Source organism: Streptomyces sp. NPDC087310 (genome assembly GCF_044744405.1).
In the GTDB taxonomy this organism is placed as follows: domain Bacteria; phylum Actinomycetota; class Actinomycetes; order Streptomycetales; family Streptomycetaceae; genus Streptomyces.
This window is the reverse complement of record NZ_JBIUYF010000008.1, coordinates 377,208-396,020: the sequence shown is the minus strand read 5'-3', so window position 1 is coordinate 396,020 and position 18,813 is coordinate 377,208. Positions and strand designations below refer to the sequence as shown.

The 18,813-nt window shown below is 71.2% G+C and carries 17 protein-coding genes; 9 read left to right on the top strand and 8 right to left on the bottom strand.

Going from position 1 to position 18,813, the window contains the following annotated elements; genetic code table 11:
- Window positions 1-2: 2 nt before the first annotated feature.
- Window positions 3-1,127 (bottom strand): asparaginase, encoded by a 1,125-nt coding sequence (locus ACIO3P_RS30370; RefSeq protein WP_329824552.1) that lies wholly within the window; start codon window positions 1,125-1,127, stop codon window positions 3-5.
- 252 nt (window positions 1,128-1,379) lie between these two features.
- On the opposite strand from ACIO3P_RS30370, the gene ACIO3P_RS30365 reads away from it, so the two are divergent.
- Window positions 1,380-1,667, top strand: a complete 288-nt coding sequence (locus tag ACIO3P_RS30365; protein ID WP_329824551.1) for a YiaA/YiaB family inner membrane protein — start codon at window positions 1,380-1,382, stop codon at window positions 1,665-1,667.
- 68 nt (window positions 1,668-1,735) lie between these two features.
- Window positions 1,736-2,368 carry a TetR/AcrR family transcriptional regulator gene (locus ACIO3P_RS30360; RefSeq protein WP_329824550.1) on the top strand — a complete coding sequence of 211 codons (633 nt, stop codon included), beginning with the start codon at window positions 1,736-1,738 and terminating at the stop codon, window positions 2,366-2,368.
- Here the strand turns inward: ACIO3P_RS30360 and ACIO3P_RS30355 are convergent.
- Window positions 2,356-2,817 (bottom strand): MaoC family dehydratase, encoded by a 462-nt coding sequence (locus tag ACIO3P_RS30355; protein ID WP_401792855.1) that lies wholly within the window; start codon window positions 2,815-2,817, stop codon window positions 2,356-2,358. The two genes, ACIO3P_RS30360 and ACIO3P_RS30355, sit on opposite strands and share 13 nt — an antisense overlap.
- A 146-nt stretch (window positions 2,818-2,963) precedes the next feature.
- Between ACIO3P_RS30355 and soxR the strand changes: the two genes are divergently transcribed.
- Entirely contained in the window at window positions 2,964-3,497 is a 534-nt protein-coding gene (gene soxR / locus ACIO3P_RS30350; protein ID WP_401854180.1) for a redox-sensitive transcriptional activator SoxR, read from the top strand.
- Between the two features lie 102 nt (window positions 3,498-3,599).
- Here the strand turns inward: soxR and ACIO3P_RS30345 are convergent, their stop codons facing one another.
- Entirely contained in the window at window positions 3,600-4,211 is a 612-nt protein-coding gene (locus tag ACIO3P_RS30345; RefSeq protein WP_329824547.1) for a hypothetical protein, read from the bottom strand.
- 252 nt (window positions 4,212-4,463) lie between these two features.
- On the opposite strand from ACIO3P_RS30345, the gene ACIO3P_RS30340 reads away from it, so the two are divergent.
- Window positions 4,464-7,310, top strand: coding sequence for a penicillin acylase family protein (locus ACIO3P_RS30340; protein ID WP_401854183.1), 2,847 nt, complete (start codon window positions 4,464-4,466; stop codon window positions 7,308-7,310).
- A 132-nt stretch (window positions 7,311-7,442) separates the two neighbouring features.
- On the opposite strand, the gene ACIO3P_RS30335 is transcribed toward ACIO3P_RS30340, so the two are convergent.
- Both ACIO3P_RS30335 and ACIO3P_RS30330 read right to left on the bottom strand, forming a co-directional pair.
- Window positions 7,443-8,771: an MFS transporter gene (locus ACIO3P_RS30335; protein WP_401854481.1), complete on the bottom strand. Its 1,329-nt coding sequence runs from the start codon at window positions 8,769-8,771 to the stop codon at window positions 7,443-7,445.
- A gap of 109 nt (window positions 8,772-8,880) precedes the next feature.
- Window positions 8,881-10,200 carry an exo-beta-N-acetylmuramidase NamZ domain-containing protein gene (locus tag ACIO3P_RS30330; RefSeq protein ID WP_401854185.1) on the bottom strand — a complete coding sequence of 440 codons (1,320 nt, stop codon included), beginning with the start codon at window positions 10,198-10,200 and terminating at the stop codon, window positions 8,881-8,883.
- 205 nt (window positions 10,201-10,405) lie between these two features.
- On the opposite strand from ACIO3P_RS30330, the gene ACIO3P_RS30325 reads away from it, so the two are divergent.
- From ACIO3P_RS30325 to ACIO3P_RS30305, 5 genes are all read left to right on the top strand, one after another.
- Entirely contained in the window at window positions 10,406-11,170 is a 765-nt protein-coding gene (locus tag ACIO3P_RS30325; RefSeq protein ID WP_401854188.1) for an SDR family oxidoreductase, read from the top strand.
- The gene (locus tag ACIO3P_RS30320) at window positions 11,167-12,825 is read left to right on the top strand and encodes a class I adenylate-forming enzyme family protein (protein WP_401854190.1); all 1,659 of its coding nucleotides are present in this window, start codon (window positions 11,167-11,169) and stop codon (window positions 12,823-12,825) included. Before ACIO3P_RS30325 ends, ACIO3P_RS30320 begins: the two co-directional genes overlap by 4 nt.
- Before the next feature lie 82 nt (window positions 12,826-12,907).
- Window positions 12,908-13,501: a TetR/AcrR family transcriptional regulator gene (locus tag ACIO3P_RS30315; protein ID WP_329824542.1), complete on the top strand. Its 594-nt coding sequence runs from the start codon at window positions 12,908-12,910 to the stop codon at window positions 13,499-13,501.
- Window positions 13,502-13,736: 235 nt separating this feature from the next.
- Entirely contained in the window at window positions 13,737-14,306 is a 570-nt protein-coding gene (locus ACIO3P_RS30310; RefSeq protein ID WP_329824541.1) for a hypothetical protein, read from the top strand.
- A gap of 141 nt (window positions 14,307-14,447) precedes the next feature.
- A complete protein-coding gene (locus tag ACIO3P_RS30305; RefSeq protein ID WP_329824540.1) occupies window positions 14,448-15,266 on the top strand; it encodes a LuxR C-terminal-related transcriptional regulator in 819 nt (272 codons plus the stop codon).
- Window positions 15,267-15,274: 8 nt separating this feature from the next.
- Here the strand turns inward: ACIO3P_RS30305 and ACIO3P_RS30300 are convergent, their stop codons facing one another.
- The 3 genes from ACIO3P_RS30300 to ACIO3P_RS30290 all read right to left on the bottom strand — a co-directional run bounded on the left by ACIO3P_RS30300 (window position 15,275) and on the right by ACIO3P_RS30290 (window position 18,599).
- Window positions 15,275-16,507, bottom strand: coding sequence for an acyl-CoA dehydrogenase family protein (locus tag ACIO3P_RS30300; protein WP_401854192.1), 1,233 nt, complete (start codon window positions 16,505-16,507; stop codon window positions 15,275-15,277).
- A gap of 9 nt (window positions 16,508-16,516) precedes the next feature.
- Window positions 16,517-17,539: a phosphotransferase family protein gene (locus ACIO3P_RS30295; RefSeq protein WP_401854193.1), complete on the bottom strand. Its 1,023-nt coding sequence runs from the start codon at window positions 17,537-17,539 to the stop codon at window positions 16,517-16,519.
- Between the two features lie 148 nt (window positions 17,540-17,687).
- A complete protein-coding gene (locus ACIO3P_RS30290) occupies window positions 17,688-18,599 on the bottom strand; it encodes an MBL fold metallo-hydrolase (RefSeq protein WP_329824537.1) in 912 nt (303 codons plus the stop codon).
- Window positions 18,600-18,813 lie beyond the last annotated feature (214 nt).

Genomic DNA, 18,813 nt, shown 5'->3' with positions numbered 1-18,813 from the left:
GGCTACCGCGTGACGAACTGCGCCGTGCCCAGCGTGCCGAACCACTTCCTGATCTGCTTCTGGTCGTCGGTGGCGGCGAGCGAGAGCAGCAGCAGGATGCGGGCCTTCTGCGCGGTCAGGTCCTCCGCCCCGATGACCCCGTCCGTACCGGCGTCGTAGACCGCGCCGGAGCCGGTACGGGTGGTCGAAGCGAACAGCACGCCCTTCTCGACGCCCTTCTTGCGCGCCTCGGACATGGCCGGGGAGATGCCGCCCGCCCCGGTGCCCGCGGTGACCACTCCGGCCGCCTTCGCGTCGACGAGCGCCTTCAGGGCCTCGCCCCCGGCCTCCTGGTAGCTGTAGGCGATCTCCACCTTCGGCAGCGCCTTGTTCTTCCCCGTGATCCGGTCGAGGTCGAAGGGGGTCGCCCAGCTCTTCTTGCCGCAGCTCTCGACGCGGGCCGGGGCCCGGTTCAGCCGGATCCTGTCCTGGTCGACCACGCCCAGCCGGCCGCTGCCGCCGCTGGTGAAGGTGTCCATCCGCAGGGCGTCGGACTTGCGGACCTCGCGCGCCGCCTGGATCTCGTCGTTGAGCATCAGCACCGTGCCGTAACAGGTGGTCTCGCGGCTCGCGGCGAGCTGGATCGCGTTGTAGAGGTTGGCGGGCGCGTCGGTGCCGATCACCGTCCACGGCCGCATCGAGCCGGTGAGGACCACGGGCTTGTCGCTGCGGACCGTCAGGTCCAGCCAGTACGCGAACTCCTCCATCGTGTCCGTGCCGGTGGTGACGACGACCCCGTCGTTCTTCTTCAGCGCGGCGTCGACCGAGGCGGTGAGCCGGCGGAAGTCCGCGAGGGTGTAGCCGCTGGAGCCCTTGTTGCCGAACTGCTCGGTGGAGACGTTCGCGACGGCGTCCACCTCGGGCTTCAGATCGCCCACCAGCTTCGAGACGGGCAGCTTGCCCGCCTCGTAGTCCTGGAAGGACACCCGGCTCTTGCTGACCCCGGCGATGGTGCCGCCGGTGCCGATGACGGCTATCTTCGGCAGCCGCTTCTTCTCGGGCTCGGCGCTGGCGACCGAGGCGGTCGTACCGAGGGCGACGGAGAGGAGGGTGAGCAACACGGTGGAACGGCGGGCAAGTCTGCGCATCGGTGAATCGTCTCCTCGGCCAGGACGTGCGGTGGCACCGATCTGTGATCAGGACAGGTGCGCGATGTGACAGGTGTGACGAGAGGAAACTTCCCTTACGCGTGTTGCGGGTGCATTCGGCGATCGTGAACGCGCGATTGCGACGGCCCGGAGTTCCGGCCCTGAGTTCCGGCTCTGAGCACCGGCTCTGAGTACCGGCTCTGAGTACGGGTACGGATGTGGCCCCCGCCACCACGGCGGAAGCTGTCCCGCATGACCGACACACCCGTCAAGCAGCAGATCACCTCGGCCTACTACGCGCAGGCCGTCGCCTCCTTCGGTCTCGCCCTCGTGGCCCTGGCCGTCGGCATCGTCAAGCTCGACGCCAGCGCCTGGGTGCGGGGCTTCCTCGCCGTCGCCGTCCTCTACCTCACCACCTCGGCGTTCACGCTCGCCAAGGTGATCAGGGACCGCCAGGAGGCCGGACAGCTCGTCAGCCGGGTCGACCAGGCCAGGCTGGAGAAGATCCTCGCCGAGCACGACCCCTTCCAGAAGCTCTAAGCGCTTGCTCACTGCCGGGGTATGGTGTGCGTCCTGTCGAATGGACGGCCGAACGGAAGGGGCGTGCGATGCGCGCGGCGGAGCAGGAGGCGGACGGTGAGAACACGCCGTGGGGTGAGGTCACCCCGGAGGCGGCCAGGAAGCTGCTGGTCGCCGCCGTCGAGGCGTTCGCGGAGCGCGGCTACCACGCCACCACCACCCGCGACATCGCGGGACGCGCGGGGATGAGTCCGGCGGCGCTCTACATCCACTACAAGACGAAGGAAGAGCTGCTCCACCGGATCAGCAGGATCGGCCACGACAGCGCCCTGGAGCTGCTGACGGCGGCGGCCGACGGCGAGGGCACGGCGGCGGAGCGGCTCTCCGAAGCCGTACGCACCTTCGTCCGCTGGCACGCGGAGCGGCACACCACGGCGCGGGTCGTCCAGTACGAGCTGGACGCGCTCGGCGCCGAGCACCGCGCGGAGATCGTCGAACTGCGGCGCAGCAGCAACGCGGCGATACGGCGGATCCTCGTCGACGGCGTACGCGACGGGGAGTTCGACGTCCCCGACGTGCCGGGGACGACGCTCGCGGTGCTCTCCCTCTGCATCGACGTGGCGCGCTGGTTCAACGCGGCGGGCCCCCGGACGCCCGACGAGGTCGGCGCGCTCTACGCCGACCTCGTCCTGCGCATGGTCGCCGCGCCTCAGAAGAAGTAGCGCGACACGGACTCCGCCACACAGGCCGGCTTGTCGCCGCCCTCGCGCTCGACGGTGACGAGGGTGGTGATCTGTACGCCGCCGCCCGCCTCCGTGACGTCCTTCAGGACGGCCGTCGCGCGCAGCCGCGAGCCGACCGGCACGGGGGAGGGGAAACGGACCTTGTTCGTCCCGTAGTTGATGCCCATCTTTACGTTCTCGACGCGTACGACCTGCGGTACGAGCACGGGCAGCAGCGACAGCGTCAGATAGCCGTGCGCGATCGTCGTCCCGAACGGGCCCGTCGCGGCGCGTTCCGGGTCCACATGGATCCACTGATGGTCTCCGGTGGCCTCGGCGAAGAGGTCGATCCGCTTCTGGTCGACCTCCAGCCAGTCGCTGTGCCCCAACTGCTCGCCGACCCCGGCGCGCAGCTCCTCGGCTGAGGTGAAGATCCTCGGCTCGGCCATGTCCCTGGTGCCGCCTCTCGAAGGAGCGGAAGACCCGCTCGTGTCTGCCTGTATGACGCCTGCCTGTACGCCTGTCCAAGCGCTTGCTCAGCATGAGCATGTTGCGCGAGCGCGCCGATGTCAACGAGGGCAGTAGGCTCCGAGGGGTGCCACAGATTCCGGAGACGATCAGCGAACTCACGGTCGGACAGTTGTCGGCGCGCAGCGGCGCCGCCGTCTCGGCCCTGCACTTCTACGAGGCCAAAGGGCTGATCACCAGCCGCAGGACGAGCGGCAACCAGCGCCGCTACTGCCGCGACACCCTGCGCCGCGTGGCCTTCGTACGGGCGGCCCAGCGGGTCGGGATCCCGCTCGCGACCATCCGGGACGCCCTGGCGGAACTCCCCGAGGAGCGCACCCCGAACCGTGACGACTGGGCCAGGCTCTCGGAGGCATGGCGCGCGGCGCTGGACGAGCGCATCAAGCAGCTCGGCCGGCTGCGGGACCATCTCACGGACTGCATCGGCTGCGGCTGTCTCTCCCTGGAGACCTGTGTCCTGTCCAACCCCGACGACATCTTCGGTGACCGCATCACGGGTTCACGCCTGATGCCGGAACGCCGTGCCACCGGGAGCGGCGCCACCGAGAACGGCGCCACCGAGCGCGGCGCCACCGGGAACTCCGGCCCGGCCGCGAGCTGACACCGAGTCGGCACCGAGTCGGCACCGAGCCGACTTCGGGGGCGACTCCGCGGGGTCGACACCGTGGGGGCGTGTCGTGTCCCGGACTCGCCCCCACAGGCCCTATGCCACCGACGCCAGATCCCTCAGCCGCATGCGCTTCGCCCGGGCCAGCGCCTCGGACGTGAGGACGGGCAGGGGTACGACGATGCCGCACCCCGTGCAGACCGGTCCCGACCACGGCTCGTTCGAGAGATCGGGCCGCCAGACGAACCCGTGCTCCGCGCAGACGGGGCAGGAAGCGCCGGGACCGCTCTTCAGCCCCGAGATCAGCCGGCGCAGTACCTCGGCGAGCGACTCCGACGGATGGACCGCCGGATCGTCGCACCGCGCCACGCCGTTCCCGCCCCACGTCCGCCGATGCCAGTCGTCGCAGCTCCCGGGCCGCCTCAGCCCGTCGTGCTTCTCGCGCCTGCGCCGCTCGGCGAACTCCATCTCGTACGCGAGCCAGACGGCCCGCGCCTCTTCCAGTTCTTCCAGCGCGGCCGTCAGCCGCGCCGGGTCCGGCGCCCTGTCCTCCGGTTCCATGCTGTGCCTCGCGCACAGATGGTCCCAGGTCGCCCGGTGTCCATAAGGAGCGAACCGCTCCAGGCACTTGCGCAGTGAATACCGTCGCAAGGCCAGGTCGCACCGCGGATCGCGCACCTGTCTCGCGAGACTCCGGAATCCGGCCATCGCCTGCCACCTCCGTCGCTGTTCGGCGTTGAGGAATGGACGTACGCCTGCCCCATTCGGCTCCATCAAAAAACAGATGGCAGCCATGGATCCGGTCATTCCGGTTCATATCGAGTGAAGTTCGAATCCGATTCACAGGAACCGCGGTCCCTTTCGGGTGTGAGGATCCGGAAAAGGTGACTGATGTTCATCTTACCGGCGAGTCATACCGTCGGTAACCTCCGGCGCACCGGCCTCCCCGAGGAGCACCCCATGCGACGACGCACCGGAAGACTCAACCGCGCCACCCTCACCGCCGCCGCGGTGTTCGCGCTGGGCGCGGCCCTGCTGACGCCCCAGACGCAGGCCACCGCCGCACCCGCCGCGCACCCCGCCCAGACCCCCACCAAGGCCGCCGCCGCGGCCGACCCCGATTACTGTCAGGGTCAGTGCGCCGACATCCTGCCGCCGGGACAGAGCGGCAACGCCACCCTCGCCGAGATCCTCGGCAACCGGCTGTTCGGGACGTTCCCCGCCCACGCCTCGGACCAGCTCGGCCGCTACGACTCCCTCGTGGCCGGACAGGACGGTCTCACCGACGCCAAGGTCACCGACTTCTTCAACGACGCCTCCTTCGGCGTACCGTCCGACCAGGTCGAGTCCGTCACCTCGCCGCGCTCCGACGTCACCATCACCCGCGACAAGAAGACCGGCGTCCCGCACATCAAGGGCACCACCCGCTACGGCACCGAGTTCGGCGCCGGCTACGCGGCGGGGCAGGACCGGCTCTGGATGATGGACCTCTTCCGCCACATCGGCCGCGGCGAACTGACCTCCTTCGCCGGTGGCGCCCTCGCCAACCAGGGCCTTGAGCAGCAGTTCTGGCCCGCCGCCCCGTACACCGAAGCCGAGTACGAGGCCCAGATCGAGCGGATCAGGACCACCGAGGGCGCCCGCGGCGAGCTGGCCATGGCCGATGCCCAGGCGTACGTCGACGGCATCAACGCCTACCGCCAGAAGGCCAAGGACGGCCGCTACTTCCCCGGCGAGTACGTCCTCACCGGGAAGATCGACTCCATCACCAACGTGGGGGAGATCCAGCCCTTCAAACTCACCGACCTGATCTCCATCGCGTCCGTCGTCGGCGGTCAGTTCGGCGGCGGAGGCGGCGGTGAGGTGCCGGCCGCGCTCTCCCTCCTCGCCGCCCAGCAGAAGTACGGCGTGGCCGAGGGCACCGCCGTCTGGGAGTCCTTCCGGCAGCGCAACGACCCCGAGGCCGTCCTCACCATCCACGACGGCACCAGCTTCCCGTACGCGCAGAAGCCCGACCAGCCGCGCGGCACCGCCCTGCCCGACGCGGGCTCAGTCACCGCCGAACCCCTCGTGTACGACAGGACCGGCTCGGCCGTCACCCCGGCCCTGGACCCGGTCGACACGCCCGAGAAGCTCAAGCCGCTCCAGGGCATCTTCGACGACGGTGTGCTCCCGGCCGGGTCCCTCTCCGCCAAGCGCGGCATGTCCAACGCGCTGCTGGTCTCCGGCGCGCACACGAAGAGCGGCAACCCGATCGCCGTGTTCGGCCCCCAAACCGGTTATTTCGCGCCACAGTTGATGATGCTCCAGGAACTCCAGGGCCCCGGCATCAGCGCCCGCGGCGTCTCCTTCGCGGGCGTCGGGATGTACGTGCAGATGGGCCGCGGCCAGGACTATGCGTGGAGCGCGACCTCCTCGCAGCAGGACATCACCGACACCTACGCGGTCGAACTGTGCGAGCCGGACGGATCGGCCCCCACCAGGACGTCCACGTCGTACCTCTTCCGCTCCGTCTGCACCCCGATGGAGAAGATGGAGCGCAAGAACGCCTGGAAGCCCACCACCGCCGACTCCACCGCCGAGGGCTCGTACCGGCTCCAGGTGTGGCGCACCAAGTACGGCATGGTCACGCACCGCGCGACCGTCGGCGGCAAGCCCGTCGCGTACACCTCGCTGCGCACCACCTACCGCCACGAGGCCGACTCGATCATCGGCTTCCAGATGTTCAACGACCCCGCGTACCTGACGGACGCGGCGGCCTTCCAGCAGGCCGCGCACAAGGTCGGCTACGCCTTCAACTGGTTCTACGCGGACTCCCGCACCGCCGCCTACTACAACAGCGGCCTGAATCCGGTACGGGCGGCCGGTGTCGACGCCTCGCTCCCGGTGAAGGCGGAGCGCGCGTACGAATGGCAGGGCTTCGACCCGGTGTACAACGAGACCGCGTACACCCCCTTCGCCCAGCATCCGCGGTCGATCGGGCAGGACTACTACATCTCCTGGAACAACCGGCAGGCCAAGGACTACGACGCCGCCGGATTCGGCTACGGCGCGGTGCACCGGGGCGATCTGCTCGACGACCGGGTGGCGAAACTGGTCGCGGCGGGCGGGGTCACCCGTGCCTCCCTCACCCGCGCGATGGCCAACGCGGCCCTGGCGGACCTGAGGGGCGAGCAGGTGCTGCCCGAACTGCTGAAGGTGATCCGCTCGGCGCCCGTCACCGACTCCGCGCTCAACACGGTCGTCCAGCAACTGGAGACCTGGCGAGCGGCCGGCGCGCTCCGCAAGGAGACCGCGCAGGGCTCGCACACGTACGGCAACGCGGCGGCGGTCCGCACGATGGACGCGTGGTGGCCGAGGCTGGTGGAGGCGCAGTTCAAGCCCGGCCTCGGTGACGGTCTCTACACCGCGCTCACGGCCTCCCTGCCGATCGACGAGTCCCCCGCCTCCAGCCACGGCCCGACGGGCGCGCACAGCGGCTCGTCGTTCCAGTACGGCTGGTGGGGATATGTCGACAAGGACCTCCGGCAGGTCCTCGGCGACCCCGTCCAGAGCGCGACGCCGAAGACCTACTGCGGCGGCGGCTCGCTCAGCGCCTGCCGTGACGTCCTGCTGTCGACCCTGAAGACGGCCGCGGCGGTACCGGCGAACACGGTCTACCCGGGCGACGACTCCTGCTCGGCGGGCGACCAGTGGTGCACGGACACGATCATCCACCGGGCGCTCGGCGGCATCACCCACCCGAAGATCAACTGGCAGAACAGGCCGACGTATCAGCAGGTGGTGGAGTTCCCCTCGCACCGATGAGCCACGTACCGCCGAGGGGATGACCCGTGGGCCGGACCGGACCGGAGCGGGCCGGAACGTCCGGCCCGGCCCACGGGGCGGCCCGGGAGCGAGCGGGAAGCGAACGGGAGCGAACAGGAGGAAGCGCGAGGATCAGTCCAACTCGCGCTCCCGCGTCTCCGGCAGCGCCCGTACGCACAGCAGGGACACCAGAGCCATCGCGCTCACGTACCAGCCCACCGACGCCGAGCCGAAGGCCGGCTGGAGGCGCGGCACGACCAAGGGGGAGACCGCGCCGCCCAGGACACCGCCCAGGTTGTACGCGAGGGACGCGCCCGAGTAGCGGACACGGGCGGGGAACAGCTCCGGCAGGTACGCGCCCATCGGTCCTGACGCCACACCCACGCAGAACGTCGCGCCGCCCAGGGCCAGCGCCATCAGCACCGGCCGCCCCGTGTCGAGCAGCGGGAACAGCAGCAGCCCCCAGACCGCCGCGAGCCCGCAGCCCAGCAGCGCGGGCCGGCGCCGGCCCGCCGTGTCGGAGCGGGTGGCGGCGAACCAGATACCGGCCGCGAGGAAGAGACAGGCGACCAGGGACAGACTGAGCATCGTGGTGCGCGGCACGCCCAGGGTCGTCGTCGCGTACGACAGGCTGTAGGTCATCGACGTGTAGAAGAGGGCGTACACGACGGCCATCGCGCCCGCGCCGAGCAGCAACTCCCGCGTATGGCACCGGAAGAGCTCCAGGGTGGGCGCCTTGCTCGCCTCCTGCCGCGCCATGGACCGTGCGAACACCGGGGTTTCGCTGATCTTCAGCCGGACCACCAGACCGACGGCGACCAGCACGAAGGACAGCAGGAACGGAACGCGCCATCCCCAGCTCGTGAAGGCCGCCTCGTCGAGCGACGCGGACACCAGCCAGAAGGCGCCGGTGGCCGCGGAGAACCCGACGGGCGGGCCGAGTTGGGGGAACGCCGCGTACAGACCGCGCCGGCCGCGCGGCGCGTGCTCCACGGCGAGCAGCACCGCGCCGCCCCACTCCCCGCCGATGCCGATGCCCTGGAGGCAGCGGAGCAGGACGAGCAGCAGGGGCGCCCACACGCCCAGGGTGGCGTAGCCGGGCAACAGCCCCACCAGCGCGGTCGACACGCCCATCAGCAGCAGCGAGGCGACCAGGACGGACTTGCGGCCGACCCGGTCGCCGAAATGGCCGAAGACGATTGAGCCGATCGGGCGGGCCAGAAAGGCGACCGCGTACGTGGAGAAGGACGCGAGCGTGGCGTTGAGGGGGGAGAGGTTGGGGAAGAAGACGTCGTCGAGGACGAGCGCCGCGGCCATGCCGTAGAGGAAGAAGTCGTAGAGCTCGACGGTGTTACCGATGAAACTCGCCGCGGCCACCCGGCGCGCGCTCTCCGGGCTCGCCGCGCGCTCCGGCGGGTCCGCGGCGGGATCCGAGGATGCGGGGGACAGAGTGTTGTCGATCACACAGGCACTCTCACGGCCGCCGAACGGGGCGGTCAACGGCGCCTGTTGGGCACGCTCGGAAAGCGTGGCACTACCGACTGTTATCGGCCGCGATGCCGCCGACGGCTCACCGGTAGAGCAGATACCTCCGCCGTACGGCACGGAACGCGGCCAGTTCGCTCTGCCAGGCGTCGGCCACCTCGTCCGGCTCCGCGCCCGCGTCGATCATCGTGCGGACGTCCGCCGATCCCGTCAGCTTGTCGATCCAGTGGTCGGAGCGCCAGGCGAACCCGCTCCAGGTCCGCCGCGCCGTCACCAGCAGCCCGATCCCGGTCCGTACCGGATCGAACGACTCTCGGTCGTGGACGTGGAGTTGGACGCCACCGATCGTCTTCCCCTGGAACTTGGAGAAGGTCGGCGCGAAGTACGCCTCGCGGAAGCGCACCCCCGGCAGCTCCAGCGCGTTCGCCGCCTCGGCCCAGCGTCCGTCGAGGCCCTCCGCGCCCAGCAGTTCGAACGGGCGCGTGGTGCCGCGCCCCTCCGACAGGTTCGTCCCCTCGAAGAGACAGGTCCCCGCGTACACCAACGCCGTTTCGGGCGTGGGCATGTTGGGGCTCGGCGGCACCCACGGCAGCCCCGTCGCGTCGAAGAAGTCGTCCCGTGCCCACCCCGACATCCGTACGGTCTCCAGCGGGACGGGGTGCGCCAGGAACTCGCCGTTGAAGAGCCGCGCCAGCTCCGTGACCGTCATGCCGTGGGCCTGCGCGATCGGCCGGCGGCCCACGAACGTCGCGAACTCCGGCCGCAGGACCGGGCCGAGGGCCGCCCGGCCGGTGACCGGGTTGGGCCGGTCCAGCACGACGAACCGCTTGCCCGCGAGCGCCGCCGCCTCCATGCAGTCGTACAGCGTCCAGATGTACGTGTAGAAGCGGGCGCCCGCGTCCTGGATGTCGAAGACGACGGTGTCGACGCCGGAGGCGGTGAAGACGTCCGCCAGCGGCTGCCCGCTCTTGAGGTACGTGTCGTAGACCGGCAGCCCGGTCGCCGGATCGTCGTACCGCCCCTCCGAGCCGCCCGCCTGCGCCGTACCCCGGAAGCCGTGCTCCGGGCCGAAGACGGCGGTCAGCCGCACCCGGTCGTCCGCGTGCATCACGTCCACGATGTGGCGTACGTCGGCGGTGACCCCGGTCGGGTTGGTGACGACGCCGACCGTGCGGCCGGACAGCAGCCGGTAGCCGTCGGCGGCCAGCCGGTCGAAGCCGGTCCGTACGCGCGTACGGTGCGTGCCGCCGTGTCCGGAGCGCGCCGCGCCCGGCGGCGCGGGGGCCTCCGCCGCGCCTGCGGTTCCTGTGGTTCTTGTTGTACCGACCGCTCCTGTGGCGCCGACCGTTCCCGTCGCGCCGATCGCGCCCCCGGCGGCCAGTAATCCCCGTCTGGACAGGCTCATCGCGCTACCTCCGTGGATCGGCGGTCGTCTGTCATGGCCACGCAGGCTAGCGCCCCGCGGCCGCCGGGGGAACGAGGCCGCCCCGGCGGTTTTCCCCTTCCCTTCCCCGCGACATACCGACCGGTTAGTCTGTTTGCAGGAAGTTCGGAGGCTCGGAAGTCCGGAAGTCCGTGACGGAGAACGGAACGCCCGAAAGGCAGGCCCGATGAGCGCGGTGCACGGTGCAGGGGTTGTGGTCACAGGGGCCGGTGGTGGCATCGGCGCCGCCCTGGCCCGCAGATTCGCGGCCGAGGGCGCCCGCGTCGTCGTCAACGACCTCGACGCGGGGAAGGCCGTCGCCGTCGCCGACGAGATCGGCGCCACAGCCGTCCCCGGCGACGCCTCCCTCGTCGTGTCCGAGGCCCGCGACGCCCTCGGCGGCACCGTCGACATCTACTGCGCCAACGCAGGCATCGGCTCCGGCGGCGACGCGTTCGCCGACGAGGACGTCTGGGCGACCGCCTGGGACGTCAACGTCATGGCGCACGTCCGGGCGAGCCGCGTCCTGCTGCCCGACTGGCTGGAGCGCGGCGCTGGCCGGTTCGTCTCCACGGTCTCCGCCGCCGGGCTGCTCACCATGATCGGCGCGGCCCCGTACAGCGTCACCAAGCACGGCGCGCTCGCCTATGCCGAGTGGCTGTCGCTGACCTACCGTCACCGCGGCCTCAAGGTCCACGCCATCTGTCCGCAGGGGGTCCGTACGGACATGCTCGCCGCCACCGGGAGCGCGGGCGAACTCGTCCTCACCCCCACCGCGATCGAACCGGAGGCCGTCGCCGACGCGCTCTTCGACGCCATGGCGGAGGACCGTTTCCTCGTACTGCCGCACCCCGAGGTCGCGGGCTTCTACGAGGCGCGCGCCGGGGACCCCGACCGCTGGCTCTCCACCATGAACCACATACAGCAGAAGTGGGAAGGAGGCGCCGGGTGACCACCGCGTCCATCTACTCCGCCCAGCCCTGGCTCGGCCGGCTCAGCGAGGCCCAGCGGGCCCCGCTCGACCCGCCCGTCTCGCTCGTGCACGCCCTGCGCGCCGCCGTCCTGCGCGCCCCGGAGCGCACCGCGCTCGCGTACTTCGACGGCCGGCTCGACTACCGCGAGACCGACGCGCTCTCCGACTCCGTGGCCGGCCATCTCGTCGCCCGGGGTCTCGCGCGCGGCGCCCGCGTCGCGATCATGCTCCAGAACACCCCGCACTTCGTCCTCGCCCTGCTCGGCGCCTGGAAGGCGGGCGCGACCGTCGTCCCGCTCAACCCCATGTACAAGGCCGCCGAGGTCGCCCATGTCCTCGCCGACGCCCAGGTCACGGCCGTGATCTGCGCGGACCGCACCTGGGAGGCGTTCCTGCGCGAGACGGCCGCCACCTCGCCGGTACGGATCGCCCTCACCGCCTGCGAACTGGACTTCCAGACCCGCGACGACCCCCGCGTCCTCGGCTTCCCGCGGCAGCCGCCGCCCGATGACACCGATGATCTGCTGGCCGTCGCCCGCGGCGGATCGGCCGCCCCCGCCGACCGCGACCCGGCCGCCACCGACACCGCGCTGATCAGCTACACCTCCGGTACCAGCGGCAAACCCAAGGGGGCCATGAACTCCCACGCCAACATCATGGTCAACGCCGAGCGCCAGCGGGCCGGCCACCCCCTCGCCGAAGGCGCCTGCTACTTCGCGCTCGCCCCCCTCTTCCACATCACCGGCATGGTCTGCGAACTCGCTGCGTGCGTCGCCAACGCGGGCACCCTGGCCCTCGCGTACCGCTTCCAGCCCGGCGTCGTCCTCGACGCGTTCACCGAGCACCGGCCCGCGTACACCGTCGGCCCCGCCACCGCCTTCATGGCGCTCGCCGCCCACCCGGACGTCACCCGCGACCACTTCAGCTCCTTCCAGGTGATCTCCTCGGGCGGTGCGCCGCTGCCGCCCGCGCTGGTCGAGAGGTTCCGCGCGGGGCTCGGTCCGTATCTGCGCAACGGCTACGGCCTCACCGAGTGCACCGCGCCCTGCGCCTCCGTACCGCCCCAGTGGGAGGCCCCGGTGGACCCGGTCTCGGGGACGCTCTCGGTCGGCGTGCCGGGTTCTGACACGGTGGTACGGATCCTCGACGAGAAGGGCGACGAGCTTCCGTTCGGGAAACCGGGGGAGATCGCCGTACGAGGCCCCCAGGTCGTCAGCGGCTACTGGAACAACCCGGCCGCGACCGCCGAGACGTTCCCGGACGGCGAACTGCGCACCGGCGACATCGGCTTCATGGACCCGGACGGCTGGCTCTACGTCGTCGACCGCAAGAAGGACATGATCAACGCGTCGGGCTTCAAGGTCTGGCCGCGCGAGGTCGAGGACGTGCTCTACACCCATCCGGCGGTGCGCGAGGCGGCGGTGATCGGTGTCCCCGACGCCTATCGGGGCGAGAGCGTCAAGGCGTACGTCAGCACGCGTCCCGGCGCCACGGTGGAGCCCGCCGAGCTGACCGCGTACTGCCGGGAGCGGCTCGCCGCCTACAAGTACCCGCGGGAGATCGAGATACTGCCCGAGCTGCCCAAGACCACGAGTGGGAAGATCCTCAGGCGGGAACTGCGTTCCCGTCCATGAGCGTCCCAGGCGGGGACAGCCCCTGACCGGGCCCGTAAGGGTCCCCCGGGGGTGACACGGAGCGGAAGGCGGGTGGCGGCAGATGGCCAGGACGACGGACGGGCACGGCGAGCCTGTCCCGCAGCGGCTGCTGGCCGCCGCCACCCGGCTCTTCGCGGAGCGCGGCTACGACCGGACGTCCGTCCAGGAGATCGTCGAGGCGGCGGGCGTCACCAAGGGCGCGCTCTACCACTACTTCGGCTCCAAGGAGGACCTCCTCCAGGAGGTCTACGCCCGGGTGCTCCGCCTCCAGCAGGAACGGCTCGACGGCTTCGCGAACGCGGACGGGCCGGTGGAGCGGCGGCTGCGGGACGCCGCCGCCGACGTCGTCGTGACGACCATCGACAACCTGGACGACGCCGCGATCTTCTTCCGCTCCATGCACCACCTCAGCCCGGAGAAGAACAAGCAGGTACGGACGGAACGGCGGCGCTACCACGAGCGGTTCCGCGCGCTGATCGAGGAGGGCCAGCGCACCGGGGTCTTCTCCACCGCCACCCCGGCCGACCTGGTGGTCGACTACCACTTCGGCTCCGTCCACCATCTCTCCACGTGGTACCGGCCGGACGGCCCGCTCACCCCGCGCCAGGTCGCCGACCACCTCGCGGATCTGCTGCTGCGCGCGCTGCGCCCGTGAGCCGACCGGTCCGCGGGCGCCCTGCCCGCCCGTAAGTCGGCCGCCCTGTCGGTGACGCGCCCCGCCCGTAACGCACCTCGCCCGTAACGCACCATGCCTCCCCGGCCACTTCCGCGCCATACGTACTTGTACGCATTGCGACCCGCCGAACGCGTTCGTCACGATGAGTGCTGTTGGCGCTACGGAACGTCAGGGTTCCGGGCGGGAAGATCAACAGGAAGATCCAGGGGGATCGATGAACAAGATCCGTGCGTTCATGCTGAAGGCCACGGTCGGGGCGGTCGCCGCGGGGGCGCTCGCCACGGGTGTGATGACGGCCCCGGCGGGGGCGCGGACCGCTCCGGACCAGGACCGTCAGACCTATGCGGCCCAGACGGACCGGGCGGGCCTGACCCACGATCAGGCCGCCTCTCTCCAGGAGCGGGTGGACGGCTATCTGGGCAGGCTGGCGGGGGGCAGGCAGGTCTCCGCCAACAAAATCACCATGCCGGGCGGTGATGTCACGGTCGCGGCTCCCGGCCAGCGGTCCGCCCGTGACCTCGCCCTGCCGCCGGTGAGCAACCGACTGCCCGCCGCCTGCGGCTCCGGGCACCTCTGTCTGTACCGGGGCGGTGACACGCTCGACTACTACCGGTGCGGCACCTACAGCCTGTCGTGGACCGGCGACGGGACCTTCAACAACAACCAGACCAGGAATACCAGGGCCCGGTTCCTGAACTCCGACCGCTCGGAGCGCTGGAGCCATGTGGCGCCGGGCACCGGCACCGCGAGCTGGACCCCGGTCTACTACGTGGTGCCTTGCTGACCGCCGCCGGCTGAGGGCCTCTCGCGGACGCGGGCGCGGGGGCGCGGGGGCGCGGGGGTGTGTGGGTGCGGAGAGTGAGGGGGAGGGTACGTACGGTCAATGTTGGTCAGGCGCTGGTCGTGCGGGCACGGGGGTATATCGATGGGCACTGCTCTGTGGCATGAGTACGCGCAGATGCTGAGCCTGGCCGTCGCCGTGCTGGAGCGCGCCGATCCGGAGCCGCCCTGGCCCCTGGTCCTGGCGGAGCTGACCCGGGGGCTGCACTCCCCGGCGGCCTCCCTCGCCCAGGCCCGCCACGCGGAGCGGACGGGCCGGGTGGAGGCGTGGAGGACGGCGCTCCCGGTCTCCCCGGGCCTGCCCGACTCCCTGATGGCCCGCCAGCTCCGCGCCGGCAACCCACTGGTGGCGCACTACGCGTCCACCTCCGACCGCACTCCCCGTACGGCGAGCGAGATCATGGGCGAGCGGTCCTGGCTGCGCAGCAGGAGCCACCGGCTGGCCCGGGGGACGCTCGGCGCCCATATGCTCGCCATCCCGCTGCCGGCCCCCGCCGGAGTCGTCCGTGGCTTCGTCCTCCACCACGAGTGCGACGACTTCACCGCCGAGGAACGCGCGTACGCGTGCCGCGTGCAGCCCCTCCTCGTCGGCATCGACTGCCACTACCGCGCGCTGGCACGCTGGCGGGCGGCTCCGGACCGGGCCCGTACCGGTTCCGGCGCCGCGCCGACCGAGCGGGCGATGGAGGCGGGGCTCACGCCACGCCAGCACGCCGTACTGACCCTGCTCGCCAAGGCGCTGCCGGCCACGGCGATCGCCCACCGGCTCGACATCTCACCGCGCACCGCCCACAAGCACATCGAGGGCATCTACCGCAGGCTGGGCACCTGCGACCGGCTCTCCACCGTCATGCGCGCCCAGTCCCTGGGCCTGCTGCCCCTGCCGCAGCCCGTCGACCACTGAACGGAGGCTCACCTGTACTTCTTCAACTCCCGCCGGGCCAGCGACCGCTGGTGCACCTCGTCGGGGCCGTCCGCCAGCCGGAGCGTCCGTGCCGAGGCCCACAGCTCCGCCAGCGGGAAGTCCTGGCTGAGGCCGCCCGCGCCGTGCAACTGGACGGCCGAGTCGATGATGTCCACGACCGCGCGCGGCGTCGCGATCTTGATGGCCTGGATCTCCGTGTGCGCCCCGCGGTTGCCGACGGTGTCCATCAGCCAGGCCGTCTTGAGCACGAGCAGCCGGAGCTGCTCGACCGTCACCCGGGCGTCCGCGATCCAGTTCTGGACGACACCCTGGTCGGCGATCGGCTTTCCGAACGCCGTGCGGGACAGGGCCCGGCGGCACATCAGCTCGATCGCCCGCTCGGCCATGCCGATCAGCCGCATGCAGTGGTGGATACGGCCGGGACCCAGCCTGGCCTGCGCGATGGCGAATCCGCCGCCCTCCTCACCGACGAGATACGAGGCGGGCACCCTTACGTTGTCGAAGACGACCTCGGCATGGCCCCCGTGCGAGTGGTCCTCGTAGCCGTACACCCGCATCGCCCGGCGCACCTCGACGCCCGGGGCGTTCCGGGGGACCAGGATCATCGACTGCTGGCGGCGCGGGTCGGTGCCGTCCGGGTCGGTCTTGCCCATCACGATGAAGACGGCGCAGTCCGGGTTCATCGCCCCGGAGATGTACCACTTGCGGCCGTTGACGACGTACTCGTCGCCGTCACGCCGGATGCCGGTGCGGATGTTCGTCGCGTCGGACGAGGCGACCTCCGGCTCCGTCATCGCGAACGCCGACCGGATCTCCCCCGCGAGCAGCGGCTTCAGCCACTGCTTGCGCTGCTCCTCCGAGCCGAACTGGGCGAGCAGCTCCATGTTCCCGGTGTCGGGGGCCGCGCAGTTCAGCGCGGTGGGGGCCAGTTCGGGGGAGCGGCCGGTGATCTCGGCGAGCGGCGCGTACTGCAGATTGGTCAGCCCGGCCCCGTACTCACCGTCCGGGAGGCTGTGCTGGTCCACGAAGAAAAGGTTCCACAGCCCCTGCTCGCGCGCCTCGGCCTTCAGCTCCTCGACCACCGCCGGGGTGCCCCACGGGTCGGCCAGCCGGGAGCGCTGCTCCCGCGCGACGGCCTCGGCCGGGTAGATGTGCTCGTCCATGAAGGTGAGCAGCCTGGCTCGCAGCTCTTCGGTGCGGGCGTCGAATGCGAAGTCCATCAGGGGTACTCAGCCTTCCTGGAGGGTGGTGAGACCGTGCTCGATGAAGACGGGGACGAGGGCGCCGATCCGGTCGAAACCCGGCCCCACGGTCTGGTGGAGGGTGTAGCGGTAGTGGATGCCCTCCAGGATCACGGCGAGCTTGAACCAGGCGAACGCCGTGTACCAGGAGATGCCGGCGGTGTCCCGCCCCGAGCCCGCCGCGTACCGCTCGATCAGTTCGCCCGGTGTGGGATGGCCCGGGGCCCCGGCCGTCGTACTGATCGGGGAGCCCGTCACCTCCAGGGGCGCGCTGTACATCACCAGCAGCCCTAGGTCGGTGAGCGGGTCGCCGAGCGTGGACATCTCCCAGTCGAGTACGGCGTTGATCCGGTCGTCCGCGCCGAGCAGGACGTTGTCGAGCCGGTAGTCGCCGTGGATCACCGTGGGCGCGGGGGAGGCGGGCAGTGACCGGCCGAGGGCCGCCTGGAGTTCGTCGATGCCGGGCAGTTCGCGGTTCCTGGACGCGTCGAGCTGCTTGCCCCAGCGGCGGAGCTGCCGGCCGAGGAAGCCCTCGGGCCGCCCGAAGTCCCCGAGCCCGACGGAGCCGGGGTCGACGGCGTGCAGGTCGACCAGGGTGTCGACCAGGGCGAGCAGGGCGGCGCGGGTGCGCTCGGGACCGAGCGGGGCGAGCTGTTCGGCCGTACGGTACGGCGTGCCCGCCACGTGTTCCATGACGTAGAACGGGGCGCCGAGCACCGACTCGTCCGCGCAGAGCAGCAGCGGTTCGGGGACGGGCACGGCGGTCGGGTGCAGCGCCTCGATCACCCGGTACTCGCGCCGCATGTCGTGCGCGGTGGCCAGCACATGGCCGAGCGGGGGCCTGCGGACCACCCAGCGGCCGGTGCCGTCCGTGACGGCGTACGTCAGGTTCGACCGGCCGCCCTCGACCAGCCGCGCGTCGAGAGGGCCGCCCACCAGGCCGGGGAGCGCGCGGTCGAGATGGCCGCGGAGCCGCTCGGGATCGAGTCCTGGCGTGGGGGCTGGGCTCATCGGGCGTACCTCCGTGGACGGCGGGCGACGGGCAACCGGGCGGTCGCTCCCATGATGCCGACCAGTCGGTATGTAGTCCAGTGCCCGTCGTCCCCGGGGCAGCCCGGAGCCCTCCCCGGGCCCCGGGCCCGGCCCGGGAGGCGGCGCGTCAGGCGTGACAGGCCACCGGCACACCGCCGTTCATCGTCGTCATGTCCGAGAAGAGGGTGATCGGATCCAGCGGCGAGCCCTCGGGCTTCCCGTCCAGCTCGGCGTAGGCGCGGTGCAGGTTGGCCACCAGCCGCTCGCTCTCGCGCAGCTTCCCGAACTCCCCGAGATCGGCCTGCCGCGCGGCCTCCAGCGGGGTGAGCCCCTTGGCATGGCTCTCCTCGGCCACGTCGGCGACGTACCGGAGATAACGCTCCGTCGCGTCGTAAGCCGACGGGTCGGTGAGCGGCCCATGGCCCGGTACGACCACCGTCGCGTCCAGCGAGCGCAGCAGGTCCAGCGCCCGCAGGGAGCCGCGCAGCGAACCCATCGGGACGAACGGCGTGCCGCCCTGGAAGACCAGGTCGCCGGTGAAGACGACGCCGTGCTCCGGCAGATGCACGATCGAGTCCCCGAGCGTGTGCGCCACACCCGGGTGGATCACCCGCACCTCGGTCCCGCCCACATGGAGGGTGAGCCGGTCGCTGTAGGTCACACTCGGCGGAACGATGCCGACCTCCCCGAAGTCGGTCCCCGGCCAGATCAGATGGAGCTGATGACCCGCCGCGAGCTGCTCGCTACGGCACGCGTCATGACCGACGACGGTGGCCTCCGGCAGGAACACACCGTTGCCGTAGGTGTGGTCGCCGTGGTGGTGCGTGGTGACGATGGTGCGGGGCAGCTCCACCCCGGCCAGCAGGATCGCCTCGCGCAGCAGCCGGGCCCGCCGTTCGGTGGCCGTGGTGTCGACGAGGAGCGTCGCGCCGCCGTCACTGATGAACCCGGCGTTGTTCAGACACCAGCCACCGTCGGGCTGGACATAGGCGTGGACTCCGGGGGCGAGGCGGACGGTGTACGGATCGGTGGCAGACATCGGAACTCCTGTGGGGGTCGAAAGCTCCCCCTGAGCCTGCCAGTTGACGCGACGCACGAGAAAGGCACCCCTGACCACGGTCAGCCGACCCCCCTTCCGTCCCGCCCGCCCTTGCCCCGCCCGCCCCCTGTCCCGCTCGGCCTCGTCCCTCCCGTGCCCATGGCGGGAACAGATCGTTCCGGCTTGCGCGAGGCGTGAGGGCGGCAGAGGGTGC